Source organism: Janibacter hoylei PVAS-1 (assembly GCF_000297495.1).
Taxonomy (GTDB): Bacteria; Actinomycetota; Actinomycetes; order Actinomycetales; family Dermatophilaceae; genus Janibacter; species Janibacter hoylei.
Map to the genome: position 1 here is coordinate 1 of NZ_ALWX01000051.1, position 25257 is coordinate 25257.

Sequence of the window (25257 nt, forward strand, 5' to 3'; positions counted from 1 at the left end):
CCTATAAACATCCTAAGGTAGCGAAATTCCTTGTCGGGTAAGTTCCGACCTGCACGAATGGCGTAACGACTTCTCCACTGTCTCAACCGCGAACTCGGCGAAATTGCACTACGAGTAAAGATGCTCGTTACGCGCAGCAGGACGGAAAGACCCCGGGACCTTCACTATAGCTTGGTATTGGTGATCGGGACGGCTTGTGTAGGATAGGTGGGAGACTGTGAAGCATGCACGCCAGTGTGTGTGGAGTCATCGTTGAAATACCACTCTGGTCGTTCTGGTTATCTAACCTCGGTCCGTGATCCGGATCAGGGACATTGCCTGGTGGGTAGTTTAACTGGGGCGGTTGCCTCCTAAAATGTAACGGAGGCGCTCAAAGGTTCCCTCAGCCTGGTTGGCAATCAGGTGGCGAGTGCAAGTGTACAAGGGAGCTTGACTGCGAGACAGACATGTCGAGCAGGGACGAAAGTCGGAACTAGTGACCCGACGGTGGCTTGTGGAAGCGCCGTCGCTCAACGGATAAAAGGTACCCCGGGGATAACAGGCTGATCTTCCCCAAGAGTCCATATCGACGGATGGTTTGGCACCTCGATGTCGGCTCGTCGCATCCTGGGGGTGGAGTATCTCCCAAGGGTTGGGCTGTTCGCCCATTAAAGCGGCACGCGAGCTGGGTTTAGAACGTCGTGAGACAGTTCGGTCCCTATCCGCTGTGCGCGTAGGAAACTTGAGAGAGGCTGACCCTAGTACGAGAGGACCGGGTTGGACGAACCTCTGGTGTGTGAGTTGTTCTGCCAAGGGCACCGCTCATTAGCTACGTTCGGAAGTGATAACCGCTGAAAGCATCTAAGCGGGAAGCATGTCTCAAGATGAGGTTTCCATGAACTTCGGTTCGAGAGGCTCCCAGTAGACTACTGGGTTGATAGGCCAGATGTGGAAGTGCAGCAATGCATGGAGCTGACTGGTACTAATAAGCCGATGACTTGATACACACTCAACCTTGTGTTGCGTAACAAAAGATTGACTCGCGTCCACTGTGCAGTTCCCGAGATACGGTCGGGACACTGTCCACGTATTTCCATAGAGTTTCGGCTGTCATAGCGAAGGGGAAACGCCCGGTCCCATTCCGAACCCGGAAGCTAAGCCCTTCAGCGCCGATGGTACTGCACTGGGAACGGTGTGGGAGAGTAGGACGCAGCCGGACAAACATTGAAGTCGAGAGCCCCCAACGAGTCGTTGGGGGCTCTCGCACATTCCGCGGGCATCACATGTTTGCAATCCACGCCCCATCAGGGGAGTGTTGCCCTGTCAGGGGCCCAGGTCGAGAGAGGTTGTTGGTCGTGGACGAGAGGTCGAACCGACCGGATCGTGGTCGTGGTGGACCCGGAGGCGGCGGACGCCCCGGTCGGCCCGGTGGACGCCCCTCCGGTGGTGGCCGACCGTCCGGCGGACGCCCACAGGGTGGTCGCCCCAGCGGCGGCCGGCCAGCGGGCGGCCGTGACGACCGGTCCCCTCGACCGGAGCGCGGCGGGACGAACCGCAACGGTGACGACAACACCCGCGGAGGCTCTCGGCTGGTGCCCAAGGAGGGGCGCAAGCCCGAGCCGGCGATCGCGCCGGACGTCACCGGGGCCGAGATCGACCGCAGCGTCCGTCAGCAGCTGCGAACCCTGAGCAAGGAAAACGCCGAGGGCGTGGCCCAGCACCTCGTCATGGTCGCTGCACTCCTCGAGGCGGAGGACCTGGACGGTGCCCTGGCGCACGCCGAGACCGCAGTGCGACGGGCGGGCCGTGTCCCGGCGGCTCGCGAGGCCTTGGGCTTCGTGGCCTATCGGATGGGCGACTTCGCGCGCGCTCTCACCGAGTTTCGGACCGTGCGTCGCCTGAGCGGCTCGTCGCACCTGCTGCCCCTCATGGTCGACTGCGAGCGTGGCCTGGGCCGTCCGGCGCGGGCGCTCGAGCTCCTCGGGTCGCCGGAGGCGCGCCAGCTGGGCCAGGAGGAGCAGGTCGAGCTGCTCATCGTCGGGTCCGGGATCCGTCGTGACATGGGTCAGCCGCAGGCCGCCGTGCTGGCACTGCAGGGTCAGGTCGACAAGGTCGGCAACAAGCCCTGGGCGGCCCGCGTCTGGTATGCGTACGCTGACGCGCTCCTCGAGGTCGGCCGCGACGACGATGCCCGGGCTTGGTTTGCCAAGGCAGCAGTGGCCGACCAGGACGGCGAGACGGACGCGATCGAGCGGGTCGAGGAGCTCGACGGTGTCCGCCTCGAAGAAGTCGCCATCGCCGAGGGTGAGGGCGAGGCGCCGGGGTCGGCGTGACCCCCTTCGGCCTGATCTCCGGCTACGACGGTCTGGTCTGTGATCTCGACGGCGTCGTCGTCGCCGGGCCCACGGTGATCGAGCACGCGGTCGAGGCGATCAACGCCCTGCCCGTGCCCGTGGTCTTTGCCACGAACAATGCCTCGCGCAGTCCGCATGCGGTGGGCGAGGTACTGCGGTCTCTCGGGGTGCAGGTCCGTGACCAGCTCGTGCTGACCTCGTCGCGGGCGGCCGCGCAGGTGCTCGGCGAGCAGCTCCCGCCGGGGAGCGCTGTCATGGCCGTGGGCGGCCCTGGGGTGGCGGAGTCCCTGGACGAGGTCGGGCTGCTCCCGACCGTTCCCGCTGACGGCACCGCCGTCGTCGCCGTGCTCCAGGGATACGGAGCCGGGGTGACCGCTGCGGACCTCGGCGAGGCCGCCCACGCCGTGCGCGCGGGCGCACGGTGGGTCGTGACGAACGAGGACGCCACCCTGCCCACCGAGCGTGGGCCGGCTCCGGGCAACGGAGCGCTCGTGGCTGCAGTGCGTCGCGCCGTGGAGGTCGACCCCGAGGTGATCGGCAAGCCCCACCCGCCGATGTACTCCATGGCGGCGCGATGCCTGGGCGTCGAGCCGGCCGGACTGCTCGCCGTGGGAGACCGGCTCGAGACCGACATCGCGGGTGCGCACGCCACGGGGATGGACGCAGCCCTCGTGCTGACCGGAGTGCACTCGGTGCGAGATGCCGCATCGGCTCCGCCGGAGAGGCGGCCCACCCACGTCATCGCCGACCTGCGGGGTCTGCTCGAGGAGTACCCGGAGGCGCGGCGCGACGGTTCGTGGTGCATCCGTGGCACCGGGCGAGCGACGTGGGACGGCGGTCTCGTCGTCGAGGGGGAGGGCCTCGACGCGGTGCGAGCAGCACTCGACGTGCTCTGGCAGGAGGTCGACGCCGGCCGCATCAGTGCTGACACCGCGGGAACGCTCCTCGGCAGCGGGTAGCGTGGTGCCACCCGACCCCGAGGAGTGACGTGGACCCCCTACGCGGACTCATCCACCTGGGACTGAAGGTCACCGAGACCACCCTGGACCGTGCGCTGGACGTCGTGCGCCTCGCCGACACCCTGCTCGTCACCACGGCTACGACGCCGACGAGTGACCGGGAGACGGTCGAGTCGGTCTGGCCCGAGGAGGAGCAAGCCGATCTCGACGCGCTCAGCTCGACGCTGCGAGCACGAGACGAAGGGGGCGCCGGCGCCGCCACGAAGGCACCGTCGAAGAAGGCTGCAGCCAAGAAGGTGCCGGCGAAGAAGATCGTGGCGAAGAAGGCGCCCGTGAAGACCGCGACGAAGAAGGCGCCCACGAAGACGGCGACGAAGAAGACTGTCACCCGGAAGACTCCGGCCAAGAAGGCCTCGGCCAAGAAGGCGCCGGTGAAGAAGACCGCGGCGACCCCGGAGGTGGACCCCGGTGCCTGAGGACCAGACCGACACGACCTCTGAGGTGACGCCGGCCCCGGAGACGGGGGACCTGGTCGTCGACTCCGCACTCACCGACCTCGACGCCGTCGACACCGCAGACCTCGATGCCGTGCTGGCGGCGGGCGAGGCCGTCCACGCGACCTTGACCTCACGGCTGTCGGACCTCGGGTCCTGATCGCGTGACCGAGACGTCGAGGCTCGACCAGGCCCTGGTGGAGCGAGGTCTGGCGCGCAGCCGCAGCCGGGCACGTCAACTCGTGGAGGCCGGGGAGGTCACGGTCGACGGCGTGCCCGCGACGAAGGTCTCGGCGCGCATCTGCGTCGGTGCGGACCTGCGCGTCACCTCCGACGGCGACCACTGGGTCGGTCGAGCCGCCGCCAAGCTCCTCGGCGCGCTGGAGAGCTTCGACGCGGTCGTGGCCGGGCGCCGCTGCATCGACATCGGCGCGTGCACCGGGGGCTTCACCCAGGTGCTGCTCGAGCACGGGGCGGCGCACGTCATCGCGCTCGACGTCGGCCACGACCAGCTCGCCCCGCAGCTGGCGGCCGACCCGCGGGTGCGGGACCTGAGCGGCACCTCGATCCGCGGGCTGACGAGCGAGGACATCGGCGGGCGCGTCGAGCTGGCCGTCGGGGACCTGAGCTTCATCTCCCTTCGACTCGTGCTGCCGGAGATCCACGGGCTGCTCACGGACGAGGGAGAGGCGGTGCTGCTCATCAAGCCGCAGTTCGAGGTGGGCCGGCACGGGCTCGGCCGTCGCGGGGTCGTCACCGACCCCACAGCGCGACGAGAGGCGATCGAAGGGGTGCTTGCCGGGGCCGCCGAGGCCGGCTTCGCTGTGCTGGGACTGGCTCGTAGCCCCCTGCGCGGGGGAGAGGGCAACCACGAGTACCTGGTGCACCTGACCCGCCGGAGCGGTGTCGGGCTGACGTGGCAGGCTCAGCAGGTGATCGCCGAGGACCTGGCCCAGGAGGAGGCACGATGAGCGCGACCCGACGTCGGGTGCTGCTGCTCGCGCACCCCGGACGACCCGAAGCGCTGGAGGTCGCGATCGGCGTGGCCGACCGCCTGACCGAGGCCGGGATCGAGGTGCGCCTGCCGGCGGGCGAGCTCGCGGACACCACGCTGGGCCGCCACCCCGTCGTCGTCGTCCACGACGGCGACGACCCGGCCGCCGACGTCGAGCTCGTCGTCGTGCTCGGCGGTGACGGCACCATCCTGCGCGGGGCCGAGACGGCCCGCAGCGCCAACGTGCCGGTGCTCGGGGTCAACCTCGGGCACGTCGGCTTCCTGGCCGAGGCCGAGCGCGAGGACGTCGAGGCCACGGTCGACCACATCGTCGAGCGGGCCTACGACGTCGAGGAGCGGATGGCGCTCGACGTCGTCGCGACCCTCGACGGGCGGGAGATCGCTCGCAGCTGGGCGCTCAACGAGGTCACGGTCGAAAAGGCCTCGCGCGAGCGGATGCTCGTGCTCACGGTCGAGATCGACGGCCGCCCCCTGTCGACGTGGGGCTGCGACGGGGTCGTCATGGCCACCCCGACCGGCTCGACGGCCTATGCCTTCTCGGCCGGCGGACCGGTCGTCTGGCCCGGGGTCGAGGCGATGCTCGTCGTCCCGATCAGCGCCCACGCGCTCTTCGCCCGGCCGCTGGTCGTCGCGCCGACCTCGGACCTCGCGGTCGACCTCGTGCCCGGTACCGAGGGTTACGGGGTCCTGTGGTGCGACGGGCGCCGCGCGGTCGACCTGCCCCCCGGCGCGCGGATCGAGGTGAGCCGCTCGGCCCAGCCGGTCCGGCTCGCCCGGCTCAGCCGTTCACCCTTCACCGACCGACTCGTCGCGAAGTTCGACCTCTCCGTCCACGGGTGGCGCGGCCGCTCCCGCCAGGGCGGCTGACATGCTGCGCGAGCTGCACATCCGCGACCTCGGCGTCATCGAGGACGCGACGCTGACGCTCGACCCCGGCCTGACGGTCGTCACCGGTGAGACGGGAGCGGGCAAGACGATGGTCGTCACGGGGCTCGGTCTCGTGCTCGGAGGGCGGGCCGACGCCGGTCTCGTGCGCTCGGGGAGCGACGAGGCCGTCGTCGAGGCCGAGCTCGAGCTCGACGCGGACCACCCCGCGCGACGGACCGCCGAGGAGGCCGGGGGCGTCGCCGACGAGCCCGAGCTGCTGCTCAGCCGCACGGTCTCTGCCGTCGGGCGTTCCCGCGCCCACGTCGGCGGCCGCCGGGCCCCCGTCGGCGTGCTGACCGACCTCGGCGAGGGCCTCGTCGCCGTCCACGGACAGGCGGACCAGTGGCGCCTGCGGCGCCCGGCGCAGCACCGGGCCCTGCTCGACGTCTTCGGCGGTGATGCCGTGGCCGGCCCCGCCGAGCAGGTGCGGGAGGCCTTCGCGGCATGGCAGGACGCGAAGGGGGAGCTCGACGAGCTCGTCGAGGGCGAGCGCACCCGCCTGCGCGAGGTCGAGCTGCTCACCCACCAGCTCGAGCAGATCGACGAGGTCGACCCGGCCGCGGGCGAGGACGTCGAGCTGGCCGCCGAGGCGCAGCGCCTGGGCCACGCGGAGGAGCTGCGCACCGGCGCGGACTCCGCGCACCGACTGCTGTCCGACCCGGACAGCTTCGCCGGTGACGACGTCGTCGGCCGGATCGCCCGGGCCGCGGACGAGATCGGCCGGATCGCCGAGCACGATCCGGAGCTCGCCGACGTCCAGCGGCGTCTCGGGGAGGTCGGGGTGCTCGCCGCCGACCTGGCCACCGACCTGTCGGCCTACGCGGCCGACGTCGAGGCGGACCCGACGCGCCTGGCCGGGGTCCAGTCCCGCATCGCAGCCCTGCGGGAGCTGACCCGACGCTACGGGGACGACATCAGCGCCGTGCTCGCCCACCGCGACGAGTCCCGCCAGCGGCTGCTGCGCCTGCAGGGAGCCGACGAGCGCATCGAGGAGCTGACCGAGCAGGTCGCTGCCTCGGCCGCGCTGCTGGCCGAGCGGGTCGTCGCGCTCACCCACGCGCGGACCGAAGCCGCTGAGCGGCTGTCCGCAGCGGTCGAGCAGGAGCTCGGCCACCTCGGCATGGCCAAGGCCCGGGTCGAGATCGTCGTCGAGCCCCGCGCCGAGGGCGGGCTCGAGATGCCCGGTCCCAGCGGCGAGACCCTGCGCGTGTCCCCCGAGGGCGCCGACACCGTCGAGGTGCGGGTGGCCGCTAACCGGGGTACGCCCGCGCGCTCGGTCGCCAAGGCGGCCTCCGGGGGAGAGCTCAGCCGGATCATGCTCGCCATCGAGGTGGCGACGGCGGGGTCGGGACGCAGCCAGGTCCCCACCTTCGTCTTCGACGAGGTCGACGCCGGGGTCGGCGGACGGGCCGCGCTGGACGTGGGTGCGCGGCTGGCCGCGCTGGCTCGGACGAGCCAGGTCATCGTCGTGACCCACCTGGCCCAGGTGGCGGCGCACGCCGACCGTCACCTCGTCGTCCACAAGGCCCACGGTGACCAGGTGACGTCGAGCGGGGTGCGGGTCGTCGAGGGCCGGGAGCGCCTCTCCGAGCTCTCCCGGATGATGGGTGGAGACGACTCGAGCGTCGGTCTGCGGCACGCTGAAGAGCTGCTCGAGCAGTGTCGGCGATGAATCCGCGGCGCTTCATGGGACGATGCACCGGATGGCCCTTCGACTGACCCGCGACGCGTCCCGTGAGCCGGTACTCCCCGGACTCCACGGTCCCGTGAAGGTCGACCGACGCACGAAGGACCTCACGAAGCGTCTGCGGCCCGGCGACATCGCCGTCATCGACCACACGGACATCGACCGGGTGAGCGGCGAGGCGCTCGTCGCGTGCCGCCCGCTCGCCGTCGTCAACGCGGGCCGGTCCATCAGCGGTCGCTACCCCAACGTCGGCCCGAGGATCCTCATCGACGCCGGGATCCCGCTGCTCGACATCGAGGACGAGACGATCATGTCCCGGCTCAAGGACGGGGCCCGCGCCGGTCTCGACGGGGACACCCTGCACCTCGAGCGCGGGGAGAGCATCACCGGCCGGCTCTGGGAGGACGCCAGCCTCACGCCGGCCATGGAGGCCGCCCGGGCCGGGCTGAGCGACCAGCTCGAGGCCTTCGCGGCCAACACGATGGAGTACATCAACCAGGAGCGGGACCTGCTCTTCGACGGTGTCGGTGTCCCGAAGATCGCGACCGACCTCTACGAGCGTCACGTGCTCATCGTCGTGCGGGGGTACCACTACAAGGAGGACCTGGCCGCCCTTCGCCACTACATCCGCGAGTACAAGCCGGTCCTCATCGGCGTCGACGGCGGGGCCGACGCGCTCGTCGAGGCCGGGCACCGGCCCGACCTCATCGTCGGCGACATGGACTCCGTCTCCGACGCCGTCCTCAACAGCGGTGCGGAGGTCGTCGTGCACGCCTACCGTGACGGCAAATCGCCCGGGGTCACCCGGGTGGAGTCGCTCGGCGTGACGCCGGTGCTCTTCCCCGCCATGGGCACGAGCGAGGACATCGCGATGCTGCTCGCCGACGACAAGGGAGCCACGCTCATCGTCGCCGTCGGGACCCACGCGACGCTCGTCGAGTTCCTCGACAAGGGGCGGGCCGGCATGTCGAGCACCTTCCTCACCCGGCTGCGGGTGGGGAGCAAGCTCATCGACGCGAAGGGGGTCAGCCGCCTCTACCGCACCCGGATCTCGTCGTGGTCCCTCGTCGGCCTCGGCATCGTCTGCCTGCTCTCGCTCTTCGTCGCCCTCTGGGCGACGCCGACCGGACAGGCCACACTGCAACTGCTCGGGGCTCGTTGGGACGACCTCTGGGCCTTCGTCGAAGGACTCCTCACGTGATCGACTTCAGGTACCACCTCGTCTCCCTGGCGGCTGTGCTCATCGCGCTGTCGATCGGGATCGTTCTCGGTGCCGGGCCCCTCAACGACAACATCGGCAGCACCCTGTCCGGAGAGGTCACCAAGCTGCGCCAGGACAAGGAGCAGCTGCGGGCCGAGAACGCCGACCAGCGGCGCCAGATCGAGGGCCGCGACGCCTACGACGAGCAGACCCTGCAGGCGGTCGTCTCCGGCGAGCTGACCGACCGCCGCGTCACCGTGGTCTCCCTGCCCGAGGCCGTCGACGACGACGTCGACGCGGTGCGCACCACGCTCGAGCAGGCCGGCGCGAGCGTCGGCCCGAGCGTCGAGGTCTCGGCCGACTGGGCGCGTGACGACGACGCGGCGACGAGCGAACGCACCGAGGTCGGCGAGGCCGCGCTGGACGACCTCGGGGTCGAGCCCGCGGTGCCCGACGGCGCCCAGCAGATCGACCAAGCGCTCGCCACCGTGCTCACGGCCACGGACCAGCGGGGGAGTGGGACCGTGACGGACGCGGCCCGCGACAAGGCGTGGACGCGGCTCACCGAGGCGGACCTCGTGGACGGACCAGACGACACGCCGCGGGCAGCGGACCTCGTCGTCGTCATCGGCGGACCGGTCCCCGCGACCGACGCCGCTGAGGGGGACACCGTCGACCGGGCCGCCGAGCGGACCGCAGGTGCCTGGGTCGCCCTCGCCCACCTCATCGAGGTCCGTGCGGACGGCACCGTGCTCGCCTCCGCAGAGGCATCCACCGGCACCGGTGACGCCTCCCCGGTCACCATGGCCAGGACCCGCGGCTCCATGGCCGAGGGCGTCTCGACCGTGGACGTCCCCGCCGTCCCCATGGGCCGGGCGGCCATCGTGCTCGCCCTCGTCGAGCAGCGCGAGGGCGCCTCGGGGCACTACGGGCTCGGCCAGAGCGTCGACGGGCCGCTCCCGGCCACGTCGTGAGGCACATCGCGGCCGCGACGACCACGGTGGTCGCCGCACGGGCGCTCACGAGCGGGTGGCAGCTGCTGGGGCGACGCACCCGGGCACGCTGGGCGCGCACCAACCACGCGGGCCGTGAGGTCACCCTGCTCGAGGGACCCACGGCCGTCTCGGCCGCTGTCGCCGGAGTGCTCGTCGGACCCCGGCCCACTCCCTCCGCGGTGCTGGTCCTGGTCGTCCCGGGCCTGCTCGGTGCGCTCGACGACCTCGTCGGTGACACCGGCACCAAGGGGCTGCGCGGACACCTGACCGCCCTGCGGCGCGGCCGGGTGACGACCGGTGCGCTCAAGATCGGCGGGATCGGGGCCACCGGCGTCGCCGCGGCCCTGCTGGAGCGGCGGCCAGCGGACGCGTGGACGATGCCGGCCGTCGACGCGGTACTCGTCGCGGGGAGTGCCAACCTCGTCAACCTGCTCGACCTGCGCCCCGGTCGTGCCCTCAAGGTCACGACCGCGGCCGGACTCGCCCTGCTCGCGCCCGGGCGCTCCCGATCCATGGCCTCGGCCCTCGTGGGGGCGGCCGCCGTGCTGCCGGAGGACCTCGCCGGCGAGTCGATGCTCGGAGACTGCGGTGCCAACGCCCTCGGCGGGCTCCTCGGCCTGGCCGCGGTGCGCGGTCTCGGCCCGCGAGGGCGGCTCGTGGCCGCCGCGACCGTCACGGGGCTGACCCTCGCGTCGGAGCGGGTCAGCTTCACCCGGGTCATCGAGTCGACCCCCGGCCTGCGCGAGCTCGACGCCTGGGGGAGGCCGCGGTGAGCCGGGTCGCCCGGGACGCCGGCACCGTCGCCGTCGTGACCGCGGCGGCCCGCGTCGTCGGCTTCCTCAGGTGGCTCGTCTTCGCCTGGGCGGTCGGGGCCACCGGGGTCGGGACCGTCTACCAGACGGTCAACACCGTGCCCAACATCGTCTACGAGATCGCTGCCGGAGGGATCCTCGCGGCCGTCGTCGTGCCGCTCGTCGCCCACCGGATCGCGACGGTCGAGGGAGCGGGCGCTGATCGCGAGAGCGCCGACGACGTGGCCTCCGCGCTGCTGACCCGGGCACTCGCCGTGCTCCTCCCGCTCACCCTCGTCATCGGGCTCGGCGCGCCACTCATCAGCCGGGCGCTGCTTGGGGACCTCGAGGTCGACGGGGCCGTCGACCTCGGCACGCGGCTGCTGCTGCTCCTTCGCCCCCCAACGTGCTCCTCTACGGTCTCGGCATCGTCGTCTCGGGGATCCTGCAGGCGCACCGGCGCTTCCTCGCGGCGGCGCTCGCCCCGCTGCTCTCCAGCATCGTCGTCATCGCGACCTATCTCGCGTGGGCGCTGCTCGTACCGCCCGGCACCTCACCCGCGGAGGTGACGACCGGCGAGCTGCTGCTCCTCGGCGGTGGGACGACCCTCGGCGTGGTGGCACTGTCGCTGCCGCTCCTCGTCGTGGCGCTGCGTGCCGGCATCCGACTGCGCCCGCGGTGGCAGCTCACCCCGGAGAGCGCCCACCGGGCGCGTCAGCTCGCCGGGGCCGGCGTCGTCGCCCTCGTGGCCCAGCAGGTCGCCGTGCTCGTCACGCTCGCCGTGGCCAACCGCATCGGAGGGGACGGCACGCTCGTGGTGCAGAACTACGTCCAGGCCCTGTACCTGCTGCCCTACGCCGTGCTCGCCGTGCCCGTGGCGACCGCAGTCTTCCCCGTGCTGGCCGCGGCGGCCGACGGGGACCCTTCCGACGGGGCGACCGGCACCCTGGCCGCTGCGCTGCGCGCCGTCGTCGTCCTCTCGGGCGCGGCAGCCGGGGCGCTCGTCCTCGCGGCCGAGCCCATCGGCACGGTCTTCTCCGCCATCGATCGTGACGGCGGCTCGACGGCGCTGACGAGCATGCCGGCCGCGGTGGTCGCCATGGCCCCGGGACTCGTGGGCTTCGGACTCTCCGCGGTGGCCCTGCGAGCGCTCTACGCCCGCGGGCGGGCCCTGACCGCCGGTGCCGTCATGGCCGTCGGCTGGCTCGTCGCCGCCGGCCTGCCGGTGCTCCTGCTCGAGCCCGGCGCCGGCCCAGAGCGGACCCTCGTCGTCCTCGGCGCGGCCTCGAGCCTCGGCATGTGGGCAGCAGGCGCGGGACTGGTCGTGCGGGTGCGGCACGACTGGGGGCGCCAGGCCCTCCAGCGGCTCACGACCTCGCTCGTGCTCGCCATCGGTGTCCTCGTCGTCGCGGCTGCGGGGCACGTGCTCGCGGCCGACCACTGGCCGACCTCCACCCCGGCGGCCGCACTCAGCGGTGCCCTGGCCGCCGTGGGCCTCGCGGGTGCCACCCTCGCCGTCGGTGCGGCAGGCGATCCCTCCCTTCGTCGACGGGCGCCCGGGATGGCCCGCCTCGCGGGACGGAGGAGCCGATGAGGGTCCTGCTCTGCCTGGCCACCGCCGCCGGCGGCATCGGCACCCACGTCGCCGACCTCGCCCGCTCCCTCGCGGCGGTCGGCCACGACGTGCACGTGGCGACCGACCCCGGGACCCGGGCCCGGTTCGACCTGCCGGGCACGGCCCCACTGACCGTGGGAGAGGTGCGCCGACACGCGCGCGGCGCCGACGTCGTCCACGCCCACGGCTTCCGTGCCGGCCTCGTCGCCGCGACGGTGCTGGGTGGTCCACCCACCGTGATCAGCCTCCACAACCCCGTGCGCGGCTCCGGGGCCTCGCCGCGACGCCTCGTCGGGCAGACGGTCGCGCAGGCAGTGATGCGCCGAGCCGACCTCGTCACGGGTGCGAGCAGCGACCTCGTCTCCGACGCCCTGGCCATGGGTGCCCGCCGGGCCGAGCTGGCCGAGGTGCCCTCGCCACGGGTGCCGGCGCTGCTCGCCACGGACCGTGAAGGCTGGCGCGCCGACCACCGGACCGACCTGATGCGCCACCACGGTCTCGAGCCGGACGTGCCCCTGGTCCTCACCATCGCCCGCGTCGCCCCCGCAGAAGGGCATCGCCGTGCTGCAGGCGGCCGCGGAGGGAGCCCCCGGCCAGTGGGCGCTGCTCGGCCCGGGGCAGGAGGCGCTGCCAGCCGGAGGAGAGCTGCACCGGCTCGGGGAGGTCCGCGACGTCTCACCCTGGCTGCTCGCCGCAGACGCCCTCGTCGTGCCGAGCGAGTGGGAGGCCCGAGCGCTCGTCGTCCAGGAGGCGATGGCCGCCGGGACACCCGTCGTCGCCCGACGCGTCGGGGGCCTGCCCGATCTCGTCGACGGTGTCGGCCTGCTCGTCGAAGGCGACGACGACCTCGTCGTCGGGCCCCTCGCGCGGGCCGTCACCGCCACGCTCGAGCACCCGGACCGGGCAGCGGCGGCGGCCGCGCGGGCCCGGCAACGGGCTGCGACGTGGGACGGGCTCGAGGAGAGCGCAACTCGGTGGACCCTCAGGTACCGAGCACTGTCCGACGTGACGTAGATTGGAACCCCGTGGTGGCACTGACGAAACACATCTTCGTGACCGGAGGAGTCGTCTCCTCACTCGGCAAGGGCCTGACGGCGTCGAGCCTCGGACATCTCCTGCGGGCACGTGGCCTGAAGGTCACGATGCAAAAGCTGGACCCCTACCTCAACGTGGACCCGGGGACGATGAACCCCTTCCAGCACGGTGAGGTCTTCGTCACCGAGGACGGCGCCGAGACCGACCTCGACATCGGGCACTACGAGCGCTTCCTCGACACCAACCACGACGGCTCCGCCAATGTCACGACCGGGCAGGTCTACAGCCGGGTCATCGCGCGAGAGCGCAAGGGCGAGTACCTCGGCGACACCGTCCAGGTCATCCCGCACATCACCAACGAGATCACCTCGCGGATGCGTGCACCCGCCGCCGGCAGCCCCGGCGTCGACGACGCCGCCGCGCCCGACGTGATCATCACCGAGATCGGTGGCACCGTCGGCGACATCGAGTCCCTGCCCTTCCTCGAGGCCGCCCGGCAGGTGCGTCACGAGCTCGGTCGCGACAACTGCTTCTTCCTGCACGTCTCGCTCGTGCCCTACATCGCGCCGAGCGGCGAGATGAAGACCAAGCCGACCCAGCACTCCGTCGCCGCGCTGCGTCAGGTCGGCATCCAGCCGGACGCGCTCGTGCTGCGCGCCGACCGCGAGATCCCCGCCGACATCAAGCGCAAGATCTCGATGTCGTGCGACGTCGACAAGGACGGCGTGGCCGCGTGCGTCGACGCCCCGAGCATCTACGACATCCCCAAGGTGCTGCACCGCGAGCACCTCGACACCTTCGTCATCCGCCGTCTCGGCCTCAACTTCACCGACGTCGACTGGGGGAGCTGGGACACCCTGCTGCGCCGGGTCCACCAGCCGCGCCACGAGATCGAGGTCGCGCTCGTCGGCAAGTACATCGACCTGCCCGACGCCTACCTCTCGGTCACCGAGGCCCTGCGCGCGGGTGGCTTCCACAACGACGCTAAGGTGCGCATCCGCTGGGTGCCCTCCGACGACTGCGAGACGCCGGCCGGGGCGAGCAAGGCGCTCGGCGGGGTCGACGCGGTGCTCGTGCCGGGCGGCTTCGGCGTGCGGGGCATCGAGGGCAAGCTCGGTGCGCTGCGCTGGGCGCGCGAGCAGCAGGTGCCCACGCTCGGCATCTGCCTGGGCCTGCAGTGCATGGTCATCGAGTACGCGCGCAATGTCGCCGGCATCGAGGGGGCCAGCTCCACGGAGTTCGACCCGGCGTCGAGCGCGCCGGTCATCGCCACGATGGAGGAGCAGAAGTCCTTCGTCGACGGTGCCGGTGACCTCGGCGGGACGATGCGCCTGGGCTCCTACCCGGCCGACCTGCGTGAGGGCTCGGTCGCCGCGACCGCCTACGGCTCCACCCAGGTCACCGAGCGGCACCGCCACCGCTACGAGGTCAACAACACCTACCGCGACCAGCTCGAGCAGGCCGGCCTCGTCGTGAGCGGGACGCACCCGCAGCTCGGGCTCGTCGAGTTCGTCGAGCTCCCGCGCGAGGTGCACCCCTACTACGTCTCGACCCAGGCGCACCCCGAGTTCAAGTCGCGCCCGGACAAGGCCCACCCGCTCTTCGCCGGGCTCATCGGTGCCGCGGTCCAGGCGCAGCGCGACTCGCGCCTCGTCGAGGTCGACCCGCCGCAGCAGTCGGTCGAGCCGACCACCGGTCAGGCGGCCGAGCCGGCGACCGCGGACGTCGAGGCCTGATGTCCGACGAGGCGGCGCCGCTGCGCGACGAGCTGCTCATCCGCTCGGTGACCTCCAGCGAGGTGGTCTTCGAGGGCGCGGTGTGGGACGTGCGTCGCGACATCTTCGAGCTCGAGGGGGAGACCCTCGTGCGCGAGGTCGTCGACCACCCGGGCGCCGTCGCCGTCCTCGCCCTCGACGACGAGGACCGCGCGCTGCTCATCCGGCAGTACCGCCACCCCGTGGGGGCCCACGAGTGGGAGATCCCGGCCGGGCTGCTCGACGTCGAGGGTGAGGACCCCCTCGTCGGCGCCCAGCGGGAGCTCCTCGAGGAGGCCGACCTCACCGCCGACGACTGGTGGGTGCTCACCGACTACTTCACCTCGCCCGGCGGGATGAACGAGGCGATCCGCATCTACCTCGCCCGCGGGCTCCACCCCGTGCCCGAGGCCGAGCGGCACGAGCGGGACGGCGAGGAGGCGCACATCGAGTACCGACGGGTGCCCCTCGACGAGATCGCCGCCGCCGTCCTCGCCGGCGACCTGCACAACTCGACGCTCATCATCGCGGCGCTCGCCGCGCGGGCCGCACGAGAGGGCGAGTGGGTCTCCCTTCGTCCGTCGGACTCTGCCTGGCCCGAGCACCCGGCACACCGGGCAGGCCACACAACCCGTTAGCGGTGAGCCGACACGTCTTCGTAGGATGGAGCCGCCCGCAGATCGTCGGGCGCCCCGATGGACGAAGGAAGAACACCCCGTGCTCCGCACCCACGAAGCCGGCACCCTGCGTGCCGAGCACTCCGGCCAGACCGTCACCCTCACCGGATGGGTGGGTCGTCGGCGCGATCACGGTGGCGTGGCCTTCCTCGACCTGCGGGACGCGTCGGGCGTCGCCCAGGTCGTCGCCCGCGACGAGGTGCTGACCGGTGCCGCGCACGACCTGCGCAACGAGTACGTCATCAAGGTCGTCGGCGAGGTGACCCCGCGCGACCCCAAGGACGTCAACCCCAACGTCGCCACCGGTGAGATCGACGTCGTCGCCAGCTCCATCGAGGTGCTCTCCGAGGCCGCGCCGCTGCCCTTCCAGATCGACGAGCGCGTGAGCGTCGGCGAGGAGGCCCGCCTCAAGCACCGCTACCTCGACCTGCGCCGCCCGGGCGCCACGAGTGCCGGTGCCGGTCTGCGCCTGCGCAGCAAGGTCAACGCCGCGGCCCGCTCGGTCCTCGCCGAGCGCGACTTCGTCGAGATCGAGACGCCGACGCTCACCCGCTCCACGCCCGAGGGCGCCCGTGACTTCCTCGTGCCCGCGCGGCTGGCGCCGGGGGAGTGGTACGCCCTGCCGCAGAGCCCGCAGCTGTTCAAGCAGCTGCTCATGGTCGCCGGCATGGAGCGCTATTACCAGATCGCCCGGTGCTACCGCGACGAGGACTTCCGCGCCGACCGGCAGCCGGAGTTCACCCAGCTCGACATCGAGATGTCCTTCGTCGAGCAGGACGACGTCATCGAGCTCGGCGAGGCGATTGCCAAGGCGGTCTGGGCGACGATCGGTGTCGACCTGCCCACTCCCTTCCCGCGGATGACCTATGCCGAGGCCATGGAGCGCTACGGCTCGGACAAGCCGGACCTGCGCTTCGGGGTCGAGCTCGTCGACTGCACCGAGTACTTCGCCAACACGCCCTTCCGCGTCTTCAAGAACGACTACGTCGGCGCGGTCGTCATGCCCGGTGGCGCGTCGCAGCCGCGTCGCCAGTTCGATGCCTGGCAGGAGTGGGCCAAGCAGCGCGGCGCCAAGGGCTTGGCCTATGTCACCGTCGGTGAGGAGGGCGAGCTCGGTGGCCCGGTCGCCAAGAACATCTCCGACGAGGAGAAGGTCGGCCTGGCCGCCCACGTCGGAGCGGCCCCCGGCGACTGCATCTTCTTCGCGGCCGACAAGCCCAAGGCCGCTCGCGCCCTGCTCGGTGCCGCCCGGCAGGAGATCGCGCAGCGCTGCGACCTCATCGACGAGAGCGCCTGGTCCTTCGTCTGGGTCGTCGACGCGCCGCTCTTCGAGCCGGCCGGCGACGCTGTCGCCGCCGGTGACGTCGCAGTCGGTGCCGGGGCGTGGACCGCGGTCCACCACGCCTTCACCAGCCCGAAGGAGGAGTTCCTTGACTCCTTCGACACCGACCCGGGGCCGGCCCTCGCCTATGCCTACGACATGGTCTGCAACGGCAACGAGATCGGCGGCGGGTCGATCCGTATCCACCGCAAGGACGTGCAGGAGCGCGTCTTCAAGGTCATGGGCCTGGACGAGGAGTCCGCGCAGGAGAAGTTCGGCTTCCTCCTCGAGGCCTTCAAGTACGGCGCCCCGCCGCACGGCGGCATCGCCTTCGGCTGGGACCGCATCTGCATGCTCCTGCTCGGTGCCGACTCCATCCGCGACGTCATCGCCTTCCCCAAGTCAGGCGGCGGCTACGACCCGCTGACCGACGCGCCCGCGCCGATCACCCCGGAGCAGCGCAAGGAGGCGGGGATCGACGCCACGCCCAAGCGTGACGAGGACGCCGAGGCCGCGGCCGGCGACCGGGCAGGAGCCTGATCCGATGAGCCGGCCGGTCGAGGTGCTCCTGTGGGACTGCGACGGCGTCCTGCAGCACGGGCGCTTCGACTGGCGGTCCCGGCTCGACGGTGCGGTCCGGCCGGGCTTCGCCCGGCGGGTCTTCGAGGCCGAGCTGCCGGCCCTGCGGGGCGAGCGGCCGCTGCGTGAGGTGCTCGAGGAGCTGCTGCGGTTGGAGCAGGAGCAGTCCGACCACGTGCCGATCTCGGTCGAGGACCTGCTCGCGATCTGGGAGCAGTTCGACCTCGACCCCGAGGCGATCGCTGTGCTCACGGCCGTGCGCGACCTCGGCGTGCCCTGCATGCTCGCGACCAACCAGCAGGACCACCGTGTGCAGCACATGCGTGAGGTCCGCGGCTACGACGACCTCGTCGACGGCTCGTACTACTCGAGCGAGATCGGCGCGATGAAGCCGGACCGGATCTTCTTCGAGCGGGTCCTCGACGACCTCGGGTTGTCGGGGGATCGGGTCGGGTTCGTCGACGACGTGCCGGCCAATGTCGAGTCGGCGCGCTCTGTGGGGATCCGGGCGGTGCTCCATGACCCGGCGTCCGGTGCGGCGGGCCTCGTCGCCGACCTGACGCCGCTCGTCCCGGGGCTGGCCGACCTGTCCCTGTCCCCTTAGGGCGCGGGGGCGGGGAGGCGGTCGAGGAAGGCCGTCTGTGCGGCGACGACGAGCTCGCGGGCGGCGTCGACGTCGTGCCACTCGGCACGGTCGAGCTCCGGGAAGGACTGGCGCCGACCGGACCTCGGTGGCCACTCCATCTCGAAGCTGTTGCTCTCGACGAGGGTCACGTCGGCCCCCTTCGTCACCTCGATCGCCCATGCGTGGACGACCTTGCCACCGGACTGGCGGACCTGCCCGAGCGGCAGCCGCGGACCGGTGGGCGCGGGAGCGCCGGTCTCCTCGGCGAACTCGCGCTCCGCCGCAGCGAGCAGGTCCTCGTCGGGCTCGACCTCACCCTTGACGATCGTCCAGCCGCGGGGCCGGCGGGCCCACAGCGGGCCGCCCATGTGGCCCAGCCACACGCGCACGCCCGACTCCCCACGGACGAACGGGAGCAGCCCAGCGCTCGTGCGCGGCACGTCAGGCCTCGTCGAGGATCGTCTGGACCCGGCGCAGGTCGGCGGTGATCTCGTCGGCAGAGCGGTGGCGCGTCACCGGGTGGACCGTGAGGCCGGAGAGCTCCTCGCGGGCGCGCGCCATGAGCTCGCTCTGGCCCCGGACGCGGGGGTTCCACGTCGCGCCGAGCACCTGGTACCCGATCGCCGCGAGCGACTGCTCCATCCGCCGGTACGGGGCGACGGCCACGGGCGCGTCGGCGTGGGCCCGGGCAGCCACCCGGTCGGACTCGAGGAGCTCGACGTAGAGCTGCCTGCAGTGGTCCAGGTGCGCGGCCATGCCCTCGTCGGTGCGGGTGCGACGCTCCGCGAGGTCGGCGAGCACGTCGTCGAGGGCGAGCACCACGCGGCGGGCGTGGGCGCGCAGCAGCAGCTCCGGCCGGCCGAGACGGCTGGAGACGACGAGCACGACAACGGCCGCACCGACGCCGATGAGGGTGTCGACGGCTCGGTCGAAGACGATCGTGTCGGGGTCCATGCCGGTCACCGACTCCGAGATGAGCAGGGCCAGCGGGGTGAGGAAGATGACGGCGAGCGCGTAGTTGCGCGTGATGAGCAGCTCGACGACGAACTGGAAGCCGATGATGATCGCGATGATCCACCAGTGCGTGGGGTCGATCCGCAGCAGGAGGGCGAAGACGACGAGCCCCGCCGCGGTGCCGACCGTGCGCTGGAAGGCTCGGTGGAACTGCACCGATCGGGTGCCGCCGGTGTGGACGATGAGCACCGCGAAAGCCGCCGCCCAGTAGGCGTGGGCGTTGTCCAGGGCCAGGGCGACGCCGCCGGCGACGAGGGTCGCGGCGGCGACCCGAGCGGCGACGAGGAGGTCCTCGCTGGGCCAGCGCAGGGCCTGCCGCATCGACCACGCGGCGCGGGGGCGACCGAGGGAGACCTGGCGGACCCTGGCCGCCTCGTGCAGGGCGAGCTCGGCGGTCACCTCGGCGTCGGGGCCGTCGACGGCTCGGGAGACGGCGCTGGCGTAGCGACTGTGCACGCGCTGCAGCCGGCCCCCGAAGCGGTCGTCGGAGCCGCCGTCGGTCACCGCGGTCCAGGCGTCGTTGAGTGCCCGGGCCGCGGCGCGGCGAGCAGCGGGGACCCTGGCCGGGTCGCCTTCGTCGAGGTAGGTGCCGACGACGTGCTCGGCGTGGGTCACCGCGGCGTCCTCGACGCCGTGGGCCCGGAGCCAGAAGTCGGAGGTGCCCACGAGGATCGCGGACAGGACACCGATGCCCGCGATGCCGAGGAGGGTCGTGGCCGGGGTGCCACCGGTGGCCGCGAGGTTGCCGATGCCGCACACGAGGGCGAAGAAGAAGCCCCCGGGTGGGCCGATCTGGAGCGTGTAGGTGAGCATCGCGGCGACCGTGGCGGCGAGCGCCATCGCGATGATCGCGAGGGAGGCGTGACCGGCGAGAGCGATCCCCAGGGCCATCGAGGCCAGCAGTCCCAGCCCCGCGAGGGGCGTGATGACGAAGCGACGGCGGACCGGGGCCGAGGCGCCGTAGAGCACGGCGAAGACGCCCATGCCGGCGAGGAAGGCCTGCTGCGGGTGACCGGCCACGGTGAAACCGATGAGCGGCAGGGCGACGGCCACCGCCGCACGCCCGGCGATCCAGCGGCGCTGCGGTCCTGGGTTCCAGCGGACGAGCGGATGCAGGTACTCGCTGACCACACCGGACATCAGGCCAACCTCCCGCTGCTCCACTCTGCCTGCACGACGTATCCCAGAGAACGGTAGACCCCGCGCGCCCGGGCGTTGTGCGAGTACATGCCGAGCGTGCACCACCCGTGCTCGGCCACCGCGACCCGCGTCAGGTCGGCGGTCACGGCCCGGCCGAGACCGAGCCCGCGCGCGGCCGGGACGACGGTGATGCCGGCCAGGACGGGTGCACCTGAGGACTCCGGCTCGCAGCAGCCGACCGCCAGCAGCGCGCCGGCGTCGTCGCGCACCCCGACCCACCGCTGCCCCGGGCGGGCGAAGGGCTGCCCGTCGGTGCCGGGGTTGTGCTCGTCGAGCAGGGCCTGCACCTCGTCACGGTCGGCGAGGGGCAGCTCGACGAGGCCGCGGGGGCGCGACCACGGGGATGACCTCGGTCGTCGACATGAACTCCCATCGCGAGGGCGTGGCGACGATGAGGCCGAGGTCCTCGGCCGTTCGCGGCAGGGTGACGGCCCGTGCTCCCTTCGCCCGCGCCTGCCCCGACCACGCGACGAAGGGGGCGGAGCCCACCAGCTCGCGGAGGAGGGCATCGTCCCCGCGGAGCATGAGGGAGATGCCGTGCGTGTGGGTGGGGCGCACGAAGGCGACGGCCCAGCGGCCGTCACGGCGCAGCCCGAGGGCGGCCTGCTCCACGCTCGGGGTGGCCTCGGCCCGCACGGCCGGGTCGTCGGCGGTGAAGGGGAGCAGCCGGTCCATCGGGACCTCGGTGGGGGTCGTCAGGGCGGGGTGTCTGCTCACCGGGATAGCGTGCCACCTGTGGTTCCCGACGATCTCTTCGCCTCCGCCCAGGACGACACGGAACCCACCGGCGCCGACCTCAACGCGCCGCTGGCCGTGCGGATGCGCCCGCGCACCCTCGACGAGGTGCGCGGCCAGGGCGAGGTGCTGCGCCCCGGGTCGCCGCTGCGACGGCTCGTGGAGGGCAGCGCCAATGCCGTCGCCGGGCCCATGTCGGCGATCATCTGGGGCCCGCCCGGCACCGGCAAGACGACCTTGGCGCACCTCGTCGCGACGGCCGCGGACCGGGACTTCGTCCAGCTGTCGGCGGTGACCGCAGGGGTCAAGGACGTCCGGGCGGTGATGGAGCGGGCCGCGACCAACCGGTCGATGTACGGCCGGCAGACGGTCCTCTTCCTCGACGAGATCCACCGCTTCAGCAAGGCGCAGCAGGACGCACTGCTCCCCGGCGTCGAAAATCGTGAGGTCGTGCTCGTCGCGGCGACGACGGAGAACCCGAGCTTTTCGGTCATCGCGCCGCTGCTCTCCCGCTCGATCCTCGTGACGCTCGAGTCGCTCACCCGCGAGCAGGTCGGCGAGGTGCTCGATGCAGCCCTGGTCGACGAGCGCGGGCTGGCCGACGGCTACGACCTCGCCGACGACGCCCGGGAGCACCTGGTCGCGATCGCCGGCGGTGACGCGCGTCGTGCCCTCACCTCGCTCGAGGCGGCGGCGGGGGTGGCGAGCGATGACGTCCCCTTCGGTCGTGAGGTGCCGGAGGAGGGGATCCCGCTCACCCTCGCGCACGTCGAGCAGGCGGTGGCGCGGGCGGCGGTGCGCTACGACCGCACCGGTGACCAGCACTACGACGTCGCCTCGGCCTTCATCAAGTCGATGCGCGGGTCGGACGTCGACGCCGCTCTGCACTACCTCGCCCGCCAGCTCGAGGCGGGGGAGGACCCGCGCTTCATCGCCCGACGGATCGTCATCTCGGCCTCGGAGGACGTCGGCATGGGCGACCCGACCGCGCTGCAGACCGCGGTCGCGGCGATGCACGCCGTCGCCCAGATCGGCATGCCGGAGGCGCGGATCATCCTCGCCCAGGCGGTCGTCCACAACACGCTCGCGCCGAAGTCCAATGCGGCCTACACCGGGATCAACGAGGCGGTGGCCGACGTGCGCGCCGGCAAGGTCCAGGCGGTCCCGCCGCACCTGCGCGGGTCCGGCTACACGCAGGCGTCCGACCGGGCGAAGGGGGCCGTCGGCGGTGCGAAGGTCGAGGGCTACGTCTACGCGCACGACCAGCCCGATGGGGTCGCCGCCCAGCAGTACCTGCCCGACGATCTGCACGCCGAACTGGCCGACCGGTCGTACTACCGGCCGACCGATCGCGGCTTCGAGGCGCGGCTGCAGGAGAGGTGGGCGTGGTTGCGGGGGCGGCTGCGCGGCAAGGGCTGAGGAGTCAGGCCTCGCCCATGAGCTCACGGACCCGCGGGACGACCTGCTCGCCGTAGAGTCGGATCGAGGACATCCGCAGGTTGTGGGGCAGGCGGCCGTTGCTGTACTTGAGCTGGAAGCGGGTCGCGCCCAGCGTGCGCAGCGTCGTCGCGATCTTGCGCGCCACGGTCTCGGGGGAGCCGCAGTAGACCGCACCCTCCGGGGTGAGCTGCTGACGGGCCTGCGCCTCGGTCATGGGCGGCCAGCCGCGCTCGGCGCCGAGCTTGTGCATCTGCTCGACGAAGTACGGCAGGTACTCCTGCGCCGCCTGCTCGTCCGTCTCGCCGACGTGGCCGGGGGAGTGGACTGCGACCGGAAGGCCCGGGTGGCCGGCCTCCTCGCAGGCGCGACGGTAGAGGTCGGCGAGCGGGGCGAACTGAGCCGTCGCCCCACCGATGATCGCGATGACGATCGGCATGCCGTAGCGGGCCGCGCGCACGACCGACGCGGGCGTGCCGCCCACCCCCACCCACGTCGGCAGGTGACCGGACGCGGTCGGCGGCATGATCCGGTCGACCTCGACCGGCGGGCGGGTGCTGCCCTGCCAGCGGACCGGCCCCTCGCGCAGCACGTGCGCGAGGAGGTCGAGCTTGTCGGAGAAGAGGACCTCGTAGTCCTGCAGGTCGAGGCCGAAGAGCGGGAAGGACTCGACGAAGGAGCCGCGCCCGACGGTGATCTCGGCGCGCCCGTGGGAGAGGGCGTCGACGGTCGAGAAGCGCTCGAAGACCCGGATCGGGTCGTCGGAGCTCAGCACGGTGACCGACGTGCCCAGGCGGATCCTCTCGGTCGTCGTCGCCAGGCCGGCGAGGAGGGTGTCGGGTGCGGAGACGGCGTAGTCGGGGCGGTGGTGCTCGCCGACCCCGAAGACGTCGATGCCGAGGGAGTCGGCGAGCTGACCCTCCGCGAGGACCTCGCGGATGACGGTGGCGGCGGGCAGTGGCTGCCCGTCGGGGCCGAGGGCGATGTCGCCGAAGGTGTCGAGACCGAGCTGGAGATCCATGACTCCATCCCAGCACGTCATGGCCCGGGTGATGTCGATGCATCTTCTCAACCCCCGTGACCTTCTTCGTCAGTCCGGGCGCGTCCCCTCTGGCCGGTGGCCCCGACGTCCGCCCAGACCTCGGTGAGCTTCCCGACCAGACCGTCCCGAGCGGTGATGAAGCCGGCCACCTCGAAGGGGACGGGCGCTCCCTTCGCGGTGCCCGTGACGTGGCAGCGAGCCACGGCCCGGTCGGCTGACCCGACGAGGTCCTCGACGAACATCCGGTCGAACCCCGGGTCGGCCACGGATCAGCGAAGGAACGTTGTCGGTGCTCGCCCGTAGTGTTCCGTCATGGACCTCACCGCACCCCTCGACACCCTCGACGCCACCGGCGTCACGGGGATGATCGAGCGTCTGCGGGAGCTCGGCGGTCCGGTCGACGAGGCGGAGGCGATCGACGAGATCGCAGCGCTGGAGCGGCTGAAGTCCGCCGCCGCGGCCGCCCAGGCCAGGGTCACCGCAGCCCTGCGTGAGGGTCGTTTGGCGCGCGAGATGGATGCCGGGATGCCCGCCGCGTAGCGGGCCCGCGGGTTGGGGGACGAGATCGGCCTGGCGCGCCGTGAGAGCGCGACCCTCGGCTCCCGACATCTCGGTCTGGCCCGCGCGCTCGTCGACGAGCTGCCCTGCACCTTGGCGCACCTCACCGTGGGGACGGTGTGCGAGTGGGGCGCGACCCTCCTGGCCAAGGAGACGGCGGTCCTGGATCCCGACGACCGACGGCGAGTCGACGCCGAGCTCGCCGACCGGCTGGCGACCATGACACCGCGGCAGATCGAGCGGGCAGCCCGGGCGATGGCCCTGGCGATCGACTCCCGAGCCACGGCCCGTCGTCGCGCGCGGGCCACGGTGGACCGGCGGGTGACGATCCGTCCGCAGCCCGACACGATGGCCGCGGTCTCCGGGCTGCTGCCCGTCGAGCAGGGGGTGGCGGCGTGGGCCGCCCTGAGGTGCGATGCCGAGGCGGCCAAGGCTGCCGGGGACGACCGTGGCCTCGGGCAGCTCATGGCCGACCTCTTCGTCGAGCGCCTGACCGGGCAGGCGGCCGCCGATGCGGTGCCGGTCGAGGTGCAGCTCGTCATGTCGCCCGGCAGCCTGCTCGGCCTCGACGACCTGCCGGCCGCGCTGCCCGGGCACGGTCCACTCCCGGCCGGGCTGGCCCGTGACCTCGTCCTCGGGGTCGACGGCGCGGGAGATGGCGGTGCGGGTGACGGCGGCGCGGGTGACGGCGAGGTGTCGGGTCGCGCCTGGCTGCGGCGCATCTTCACCGACGACGTGGACCGCGTCGTCGCCACCGACCCGCATCGGCGTTCCTTCCCGGCCTCGCTGCGGCGGCTGCTGCGCGTGCGCGACGGGGTGTGCCGCTTCCCCTTCTGCGATGCCCCGATCCGGCACGACGACCACGTCGTGGCGGTGGCCCTCGGAGGTGCGACGACCGCGCACAACGGCCAGGGGCTGTGCGCGCGCCACAACCTCACCAAGGCGCGACCCGGGTGGCGTTCCGCAACCGTCGAAGCGCGCGCAGGCGGCGCGAGCTCGGCCGCGTGCAACGCGCCCGAGGTCGTCACCCTGACCCCGACGGGGCACCGCTACGGCAGTCCCGTGCCGCCGGTCCTCGAGCGCCTGCCGAAGCCTTCCCTGCCGGACCCTTCCACCGCGGAGGCCAGGTTGCTGTCGATGCTCCCGTGCCGCGACAGGACGGCCCGGCGACGACGCCGTGTCGATGTGCTCAGACCCGACGCAACCATCGAGCTGCTCGACACCGGGTGACCGGCGTCAGGCGGGCCGGGTGCCCTCGGGCCA

General features: G+C 72.2%; 25 protein-coding genes, 2 rRNA genes and 1 pseudogene. 22 read left to right on the forward strand and 6 right to left on the reverse strand.

The annotated features are described in order from the left end of the window. From B277_RS18165 to B277_RS11055, 19 genes and pseudogenes are all read left to right on the forward strand, one after another. Positions 1 to 985 (forward strand): 23S ribosomal RNA (locus B277_RS18165); the annotation flags it as partial. Positions 986 to 1081: 96 nt separating this feature from the next. After that, positions 1082 to 1198 (forward strand): 5S ribosomal RNA (gene rrf / locus B277_RS10975). A gap of 373 nt (positions 1199 to 1571) precedes the next feature. Then, the gene (locus B277_RS17535) at positions 1572 to 2312 is read left to right on the forward strand and encodes a tetratricopeptide repeat protein (RefSeq protein WP_007928212.1); all 741 of its coding nucleotides are present in this window, start codon (positions 1572 to 1574) and stop codon (positions 2310 to 2312) included. After that, on the forward strand, positions 2309 to 3292 hold the full coding sequence (locus tag B277_RS10985) for an HAD-IIA family hydrolase (protein WP_007928213.1): 984 nt from the start codon (positions 2309 to 2311) through the stop codon (positions 3290 to 3292). The genes B277_RS17535 and B277_RS10985 overlap by 4 nt, the downstream gene beginning before the upstream one ends. A gap of 29 nt (positions 3293 to 3321) precedes the next feature. Further along, entirely contained in the window at positions 3322 to 3768 is a 447-nt protein-coding gene (locus tag B277_RS18170; RefSeq protein WP_007928214.1) for a hypothetical protein, read from the forward strand. Further along, the gene (locus B277_RS10995) at positions 3761 to 3946 is read left to right on the forward strand and encodes a hypothetical protein (protein WP_007928216.1); all 186 of its coding nucleotides are present in this window, start codon (positions 3761 to 3763) and stop codon (positions 3944 to 3946) included. Before B277_RS18170 ends, B277_RS10995 begins: the two co-directional genes overlap by 8 nt. Positions 3947 to 3950: 4 nt before the next feature. Continuing rightward, positions 3951 to 4757, forward strand: coding sequence for a TlyA family RNA methyltransferase (locus tag B277_RS11000; protein ID WP_007928218.1), 807 nt, complete (start codon positions 3951 to 3953; stop codon positions 4755 to 4757). Then, on the forward strand, positions 4754 to 5668 hold the full coding sequence (locus B277_RS11005) for an NAD kinase (protein WP_007928220.1): 915 nt from the start codon (positions 4754 to 4756) through the stop codon (positions 5666 to 5668). Before B277_RS11000 ends, B277_RS11005 begins: the two co-directional genes overlap by 4 nt. A gap of 1 nt (position 5669) precedes the next feature. Next, on the forward strand, positions 5670 to 7400 hold the full coding sequence (recN, locus tag B277_RS11010; RefSeq protein ID WP_007928222.1) for a DNA repair protein RecN: 1731 nt from the start codon (positions 5670 to 5672) through the stop codon (positions 7398 to 7400). Between the two features lie 31 nt (positions 7401 to 7431). Continuing rightward, positions 7432 to 8616 (forward strand): putative cytokinetic ring protein SteA, encoded by a 1185-nt coding sequence (gene steA, locus B277_RS11015; RefSeq protein ID WP_007928224.1) that lies wholly within the window; start codon positions 7432 to 7434, stop codon positions 8614 to 8616. Next, a complete protein-coding gene (locus B277_RS11020; protein ID WP_007928226.1) occupies positions 8613 to 9590 on the forward strand; it encodes a copper transporter in 978 nt (325 codons plus the stop codon). Before steA ends, B277_RS11020 begins: the two co-directional genes overlap by 4 nt. Continuing rightward, on the forward strand, positions 9587 to 10384 hold the full coding sequence (locus tag B277_RS11025) for a hypothetical protein (RefSeq protein ID WP_007928227.1): 798 nt from the start codon (positions 9587 to 9589) through the stop codon (positions 10382 to 10384). The genes B277_RS11020 and B277_RS11025 overlap by 4 nt, the downstream gene beginning before the upstream one ends. A 424-nt stretch (positions 10385 to 10808) precedes the next feature. Further along, positions 10809 to 11996, forward strand: coding sequence for a lipid II flippase MurJ (locus B277_RS16085; RefSeq protein WP_083853746.1), 1188 nt, complete (start codon positions 10809 to 10811; stop codon positions 11994 to 11996). Next, positions 11993 to 12370, forward strand: a pseudogene (locus B277_RS20345) (glycosyltransferase); the annotation flags it as partial. The gene B277_RS16085 and the pseudogene B277_RS20345, both read left to right, overlap by 4 nt. Before the next feature lie 208 nt (positions 12371 to 12578). Beyond that, positions 12579 to 13031: a glycosyltransferase family 4 protein gene (locus B277_RS18425; RefSeq protein ID WP_007928234.1), complete on the forward strand. Its 453-nt coding sequence runs from the start codon at positions 12579 to 12581 to the stop codon at positions 13029 to 13031. A gap of 11 nt (positions 13032 to 13042) precedes the next feature. Next, entirely contained in the window at positions 13043 to 14788 is a 1746-nt protein-coding gene (locus tag B277_RS18430; RefSeq protein WP_051988017.1) for a CTP synthase, read from the forward strand. Beyond that, positions 14788 to 15444: an NUDIX domain-containing protein gene (locus B277_RS11045; protein WP_007928237.1), complete on the forward strand. Its 657-nt coding sequence runs from the start codon at positions 14788 to 14790 to the stop codon at positions 15442 to 15444. Before B277_RS18430 ends, B277_RS11045 begins: the two co-directional genes overlap by 1 nt. A gap of 79 nt (positions 15445 to 15523) precedes the next feature. After that, a complete protein-coding gene (gene aspS, locus B277_RS11050; protein ID WP_007928238.1) occupies positions 15524 to 17344 on the forward strand; it encodes an aspartate--tRNA ligase in 1821 nt (606 codons plus the stop codon). Positions 17345 to 17348: 4 nt separating this feature from the next. Then, positions 17349 to 17987, forward strand: a complete 639-nt coding sequence (locus tag B277_RS11055; RefSeq protein WP_007928239.1) for an HAD family hydrolase — start codon at positions 17349 to 17351, stop codon at positions 17985 to 17987. Here B277_RS11055 and B277_RS11060 read toward each other — a convergent pair. From B277_RS11060 to B277_RS17990, 4 genes are read right to left on the reverse strand one after another with little or no spacing between them, the layout of a single operon-like run. Next, positions 17984 to 18397, reverse strand: a complete 414-nt coding sequence (locus tag B277_RS11060; RefSeq protein WP_274517181.1) for an NUDIX domain-containing protein — start codon at positions 18395 to 18397, stop codon at positions 17984 to 17986. The genes B277_RS11055 and B277_RS11060 overlap by 4 nt on opposite strands. A gap of 52 nt (positions 18398 to 18449) precedes the next feature. Then, complete coding sequence (locus tag B277_RS11065) at positions 18450 to 20162, reverse strand: FUSC family protein (RefSeq protein ID WP_007928241.1); 1713 nt, start codon at positions 20160 to 20162, stop codon at positions 18450 to 18452. After that, positions 20162 to 20509 carry a GNAT family N-acetyltransferase gene (locus tag B277_RS17985; protein ID WP_007928242.1) on the reverse strand — a complete coding sequence of 116 codons (348 nt, stop codon included), beginning with the start codon at positions 20507 to 20509 and terminating at the stop codon, positions 20162 to 20164. Before B277_RS17985 ends, B277_RS11065 begins: the two co-directional genes overlap by 1 nt. A gap of 4 nt (positions 20510 to 20513) precedes the next feature. After that, positions 20514 to 20939, reverse strand: a complete 426-nt coding sequence (locus tag B277_RS17990; RefSeq protein WP_169330611.1) for a hypothetical protein — start codon at positions 20937 to 20939, stop codon at positions 20514 to 20516. An 18-nt stretch (positions 20940 to 20957) separates the two neighbouring features. Here B277_RS17990 and B277_RS11075 point away from each other — a divergent pair, with 18 nt between their 5' ends. Next, entirely contained in the window at positions 20958 to 22376 is a 1419-nt protein-coding gene (locus B277_RS11075; protein ID WP_007928246.1) for a replication-associated recombination protein A, read from the forward strand. Between the two features lie 4 nt (positions 22377 to 22380). Here the strand turns inward: B277_RS11075 and B277_RS11080 are convergent, their stop codons facing one another. After that, the gene (locus B277_RS11080) at positions 22381 to 23415 is read right to left on the reverse strand and encodes an LLM class flavin-dependent oxidoreductase (protein WP_007928248.1); all 1035 of its coding nucleotides are present in this window, start codon (positions 23413 to 23415) and stop codon (positions 22381 to 22383) included. Between the two features lie 47 nt (positions 23416 to 23462). Next, a complete protein-coding gene (locus tag B277_RS11085; protein WP_007928249.1) occupies positions 23463 to 23702 on the reverse strand; it encodes a nuclear transport factor 2 family protein in 240 nt (79 codons plus the stop codon). Between the two features lie 46 nt (positions 23703 to 23748). Between B277_RS11085 and B277_RS17545 the strand changes: the two genes are divergently transcribed. Together B277_RS17545 and B277_RS11090 are read left to right on the forward strand one after the other, a co-directional pair. Continuing rightward, a complete protein-coding gene (locus B277_RS17545; RefSeq protein ID WP_007928250.1) occupies positions 23749 to 23976 on the forward strand; it encodes a hypothetical protein in 228 nt (75 codons plus the stop codon). A gap of 12 nt (positions 23977 to 23988) precedes the next feature. Beyond that, positions 23989 to 25224: an HNH endonuclease signature motif containing protein gene (locus B277_RS11090; RefSeq protein ID WP_007928251.1), complete on the forward strand. Its 1236-nt coding sequence runs from the start codon at positions 23989 to 23991 to the stop codon at positions 25222 to 25224. The last annotated feature ends 33 nt before the right edge of the window (positions 25225 to 25257 follow it).

Coding starts and splice junctions, on each gene's coding strand:
- B277_RS11005 (WP_007928220.1), top strand. CDS start 4,754: ATGAGCGCGACCCGACGTCGGGTGCTGCTGCTCGCGCACCCCGGACGA.
- recN (WP_007928222.1), top strand. CDS start 5,670: ATGCTGCGCGAGCTGCACATCCGCGACCTCGGCGTCATCGAGGACGCG.
- steA (WP_007928224.1), top strand. CDS start 7,432: ATGGCCCTTCGACTGACCCGCGACGCGTCCCGTGAGCCGGTACTCCCC.
- B277_RS11045 (WP_007928237.1), top strand. CDS start 14,788: ATGTCCGACGAGGCGGCGCCGCTGCGCGACGAGCTGCTCATCCGCTCG.
- B277_RS11055 (WP_007928239.1), top strand. CDS start 17,349: ATGAGCCGGCCGGTCGAGGTGCTCCTGTGGGACTGCGACGGCGTCCTG.
- B277_RS11065 (WP_007928241.1), bottom strand. CDS start 20,162: ATGTCCGGTGTGGTCAGCGAGTACCTGCATCCGCTCGTCCGCTGGAAC.
- B277_RS11080 (WP_007928248.1), bottom strand. CDS start 23,415: ATGGATCTCCAGCTCGGTCTCGACACCTTCGGCGACATCGCCCTCGGC.
- B277_RS17545 (WP_007928250.1), top strand. CDS start 23,749: ATGGACCTCACCGCACCCCTCGACACCCTCGACGCCACCGGCGTCACG.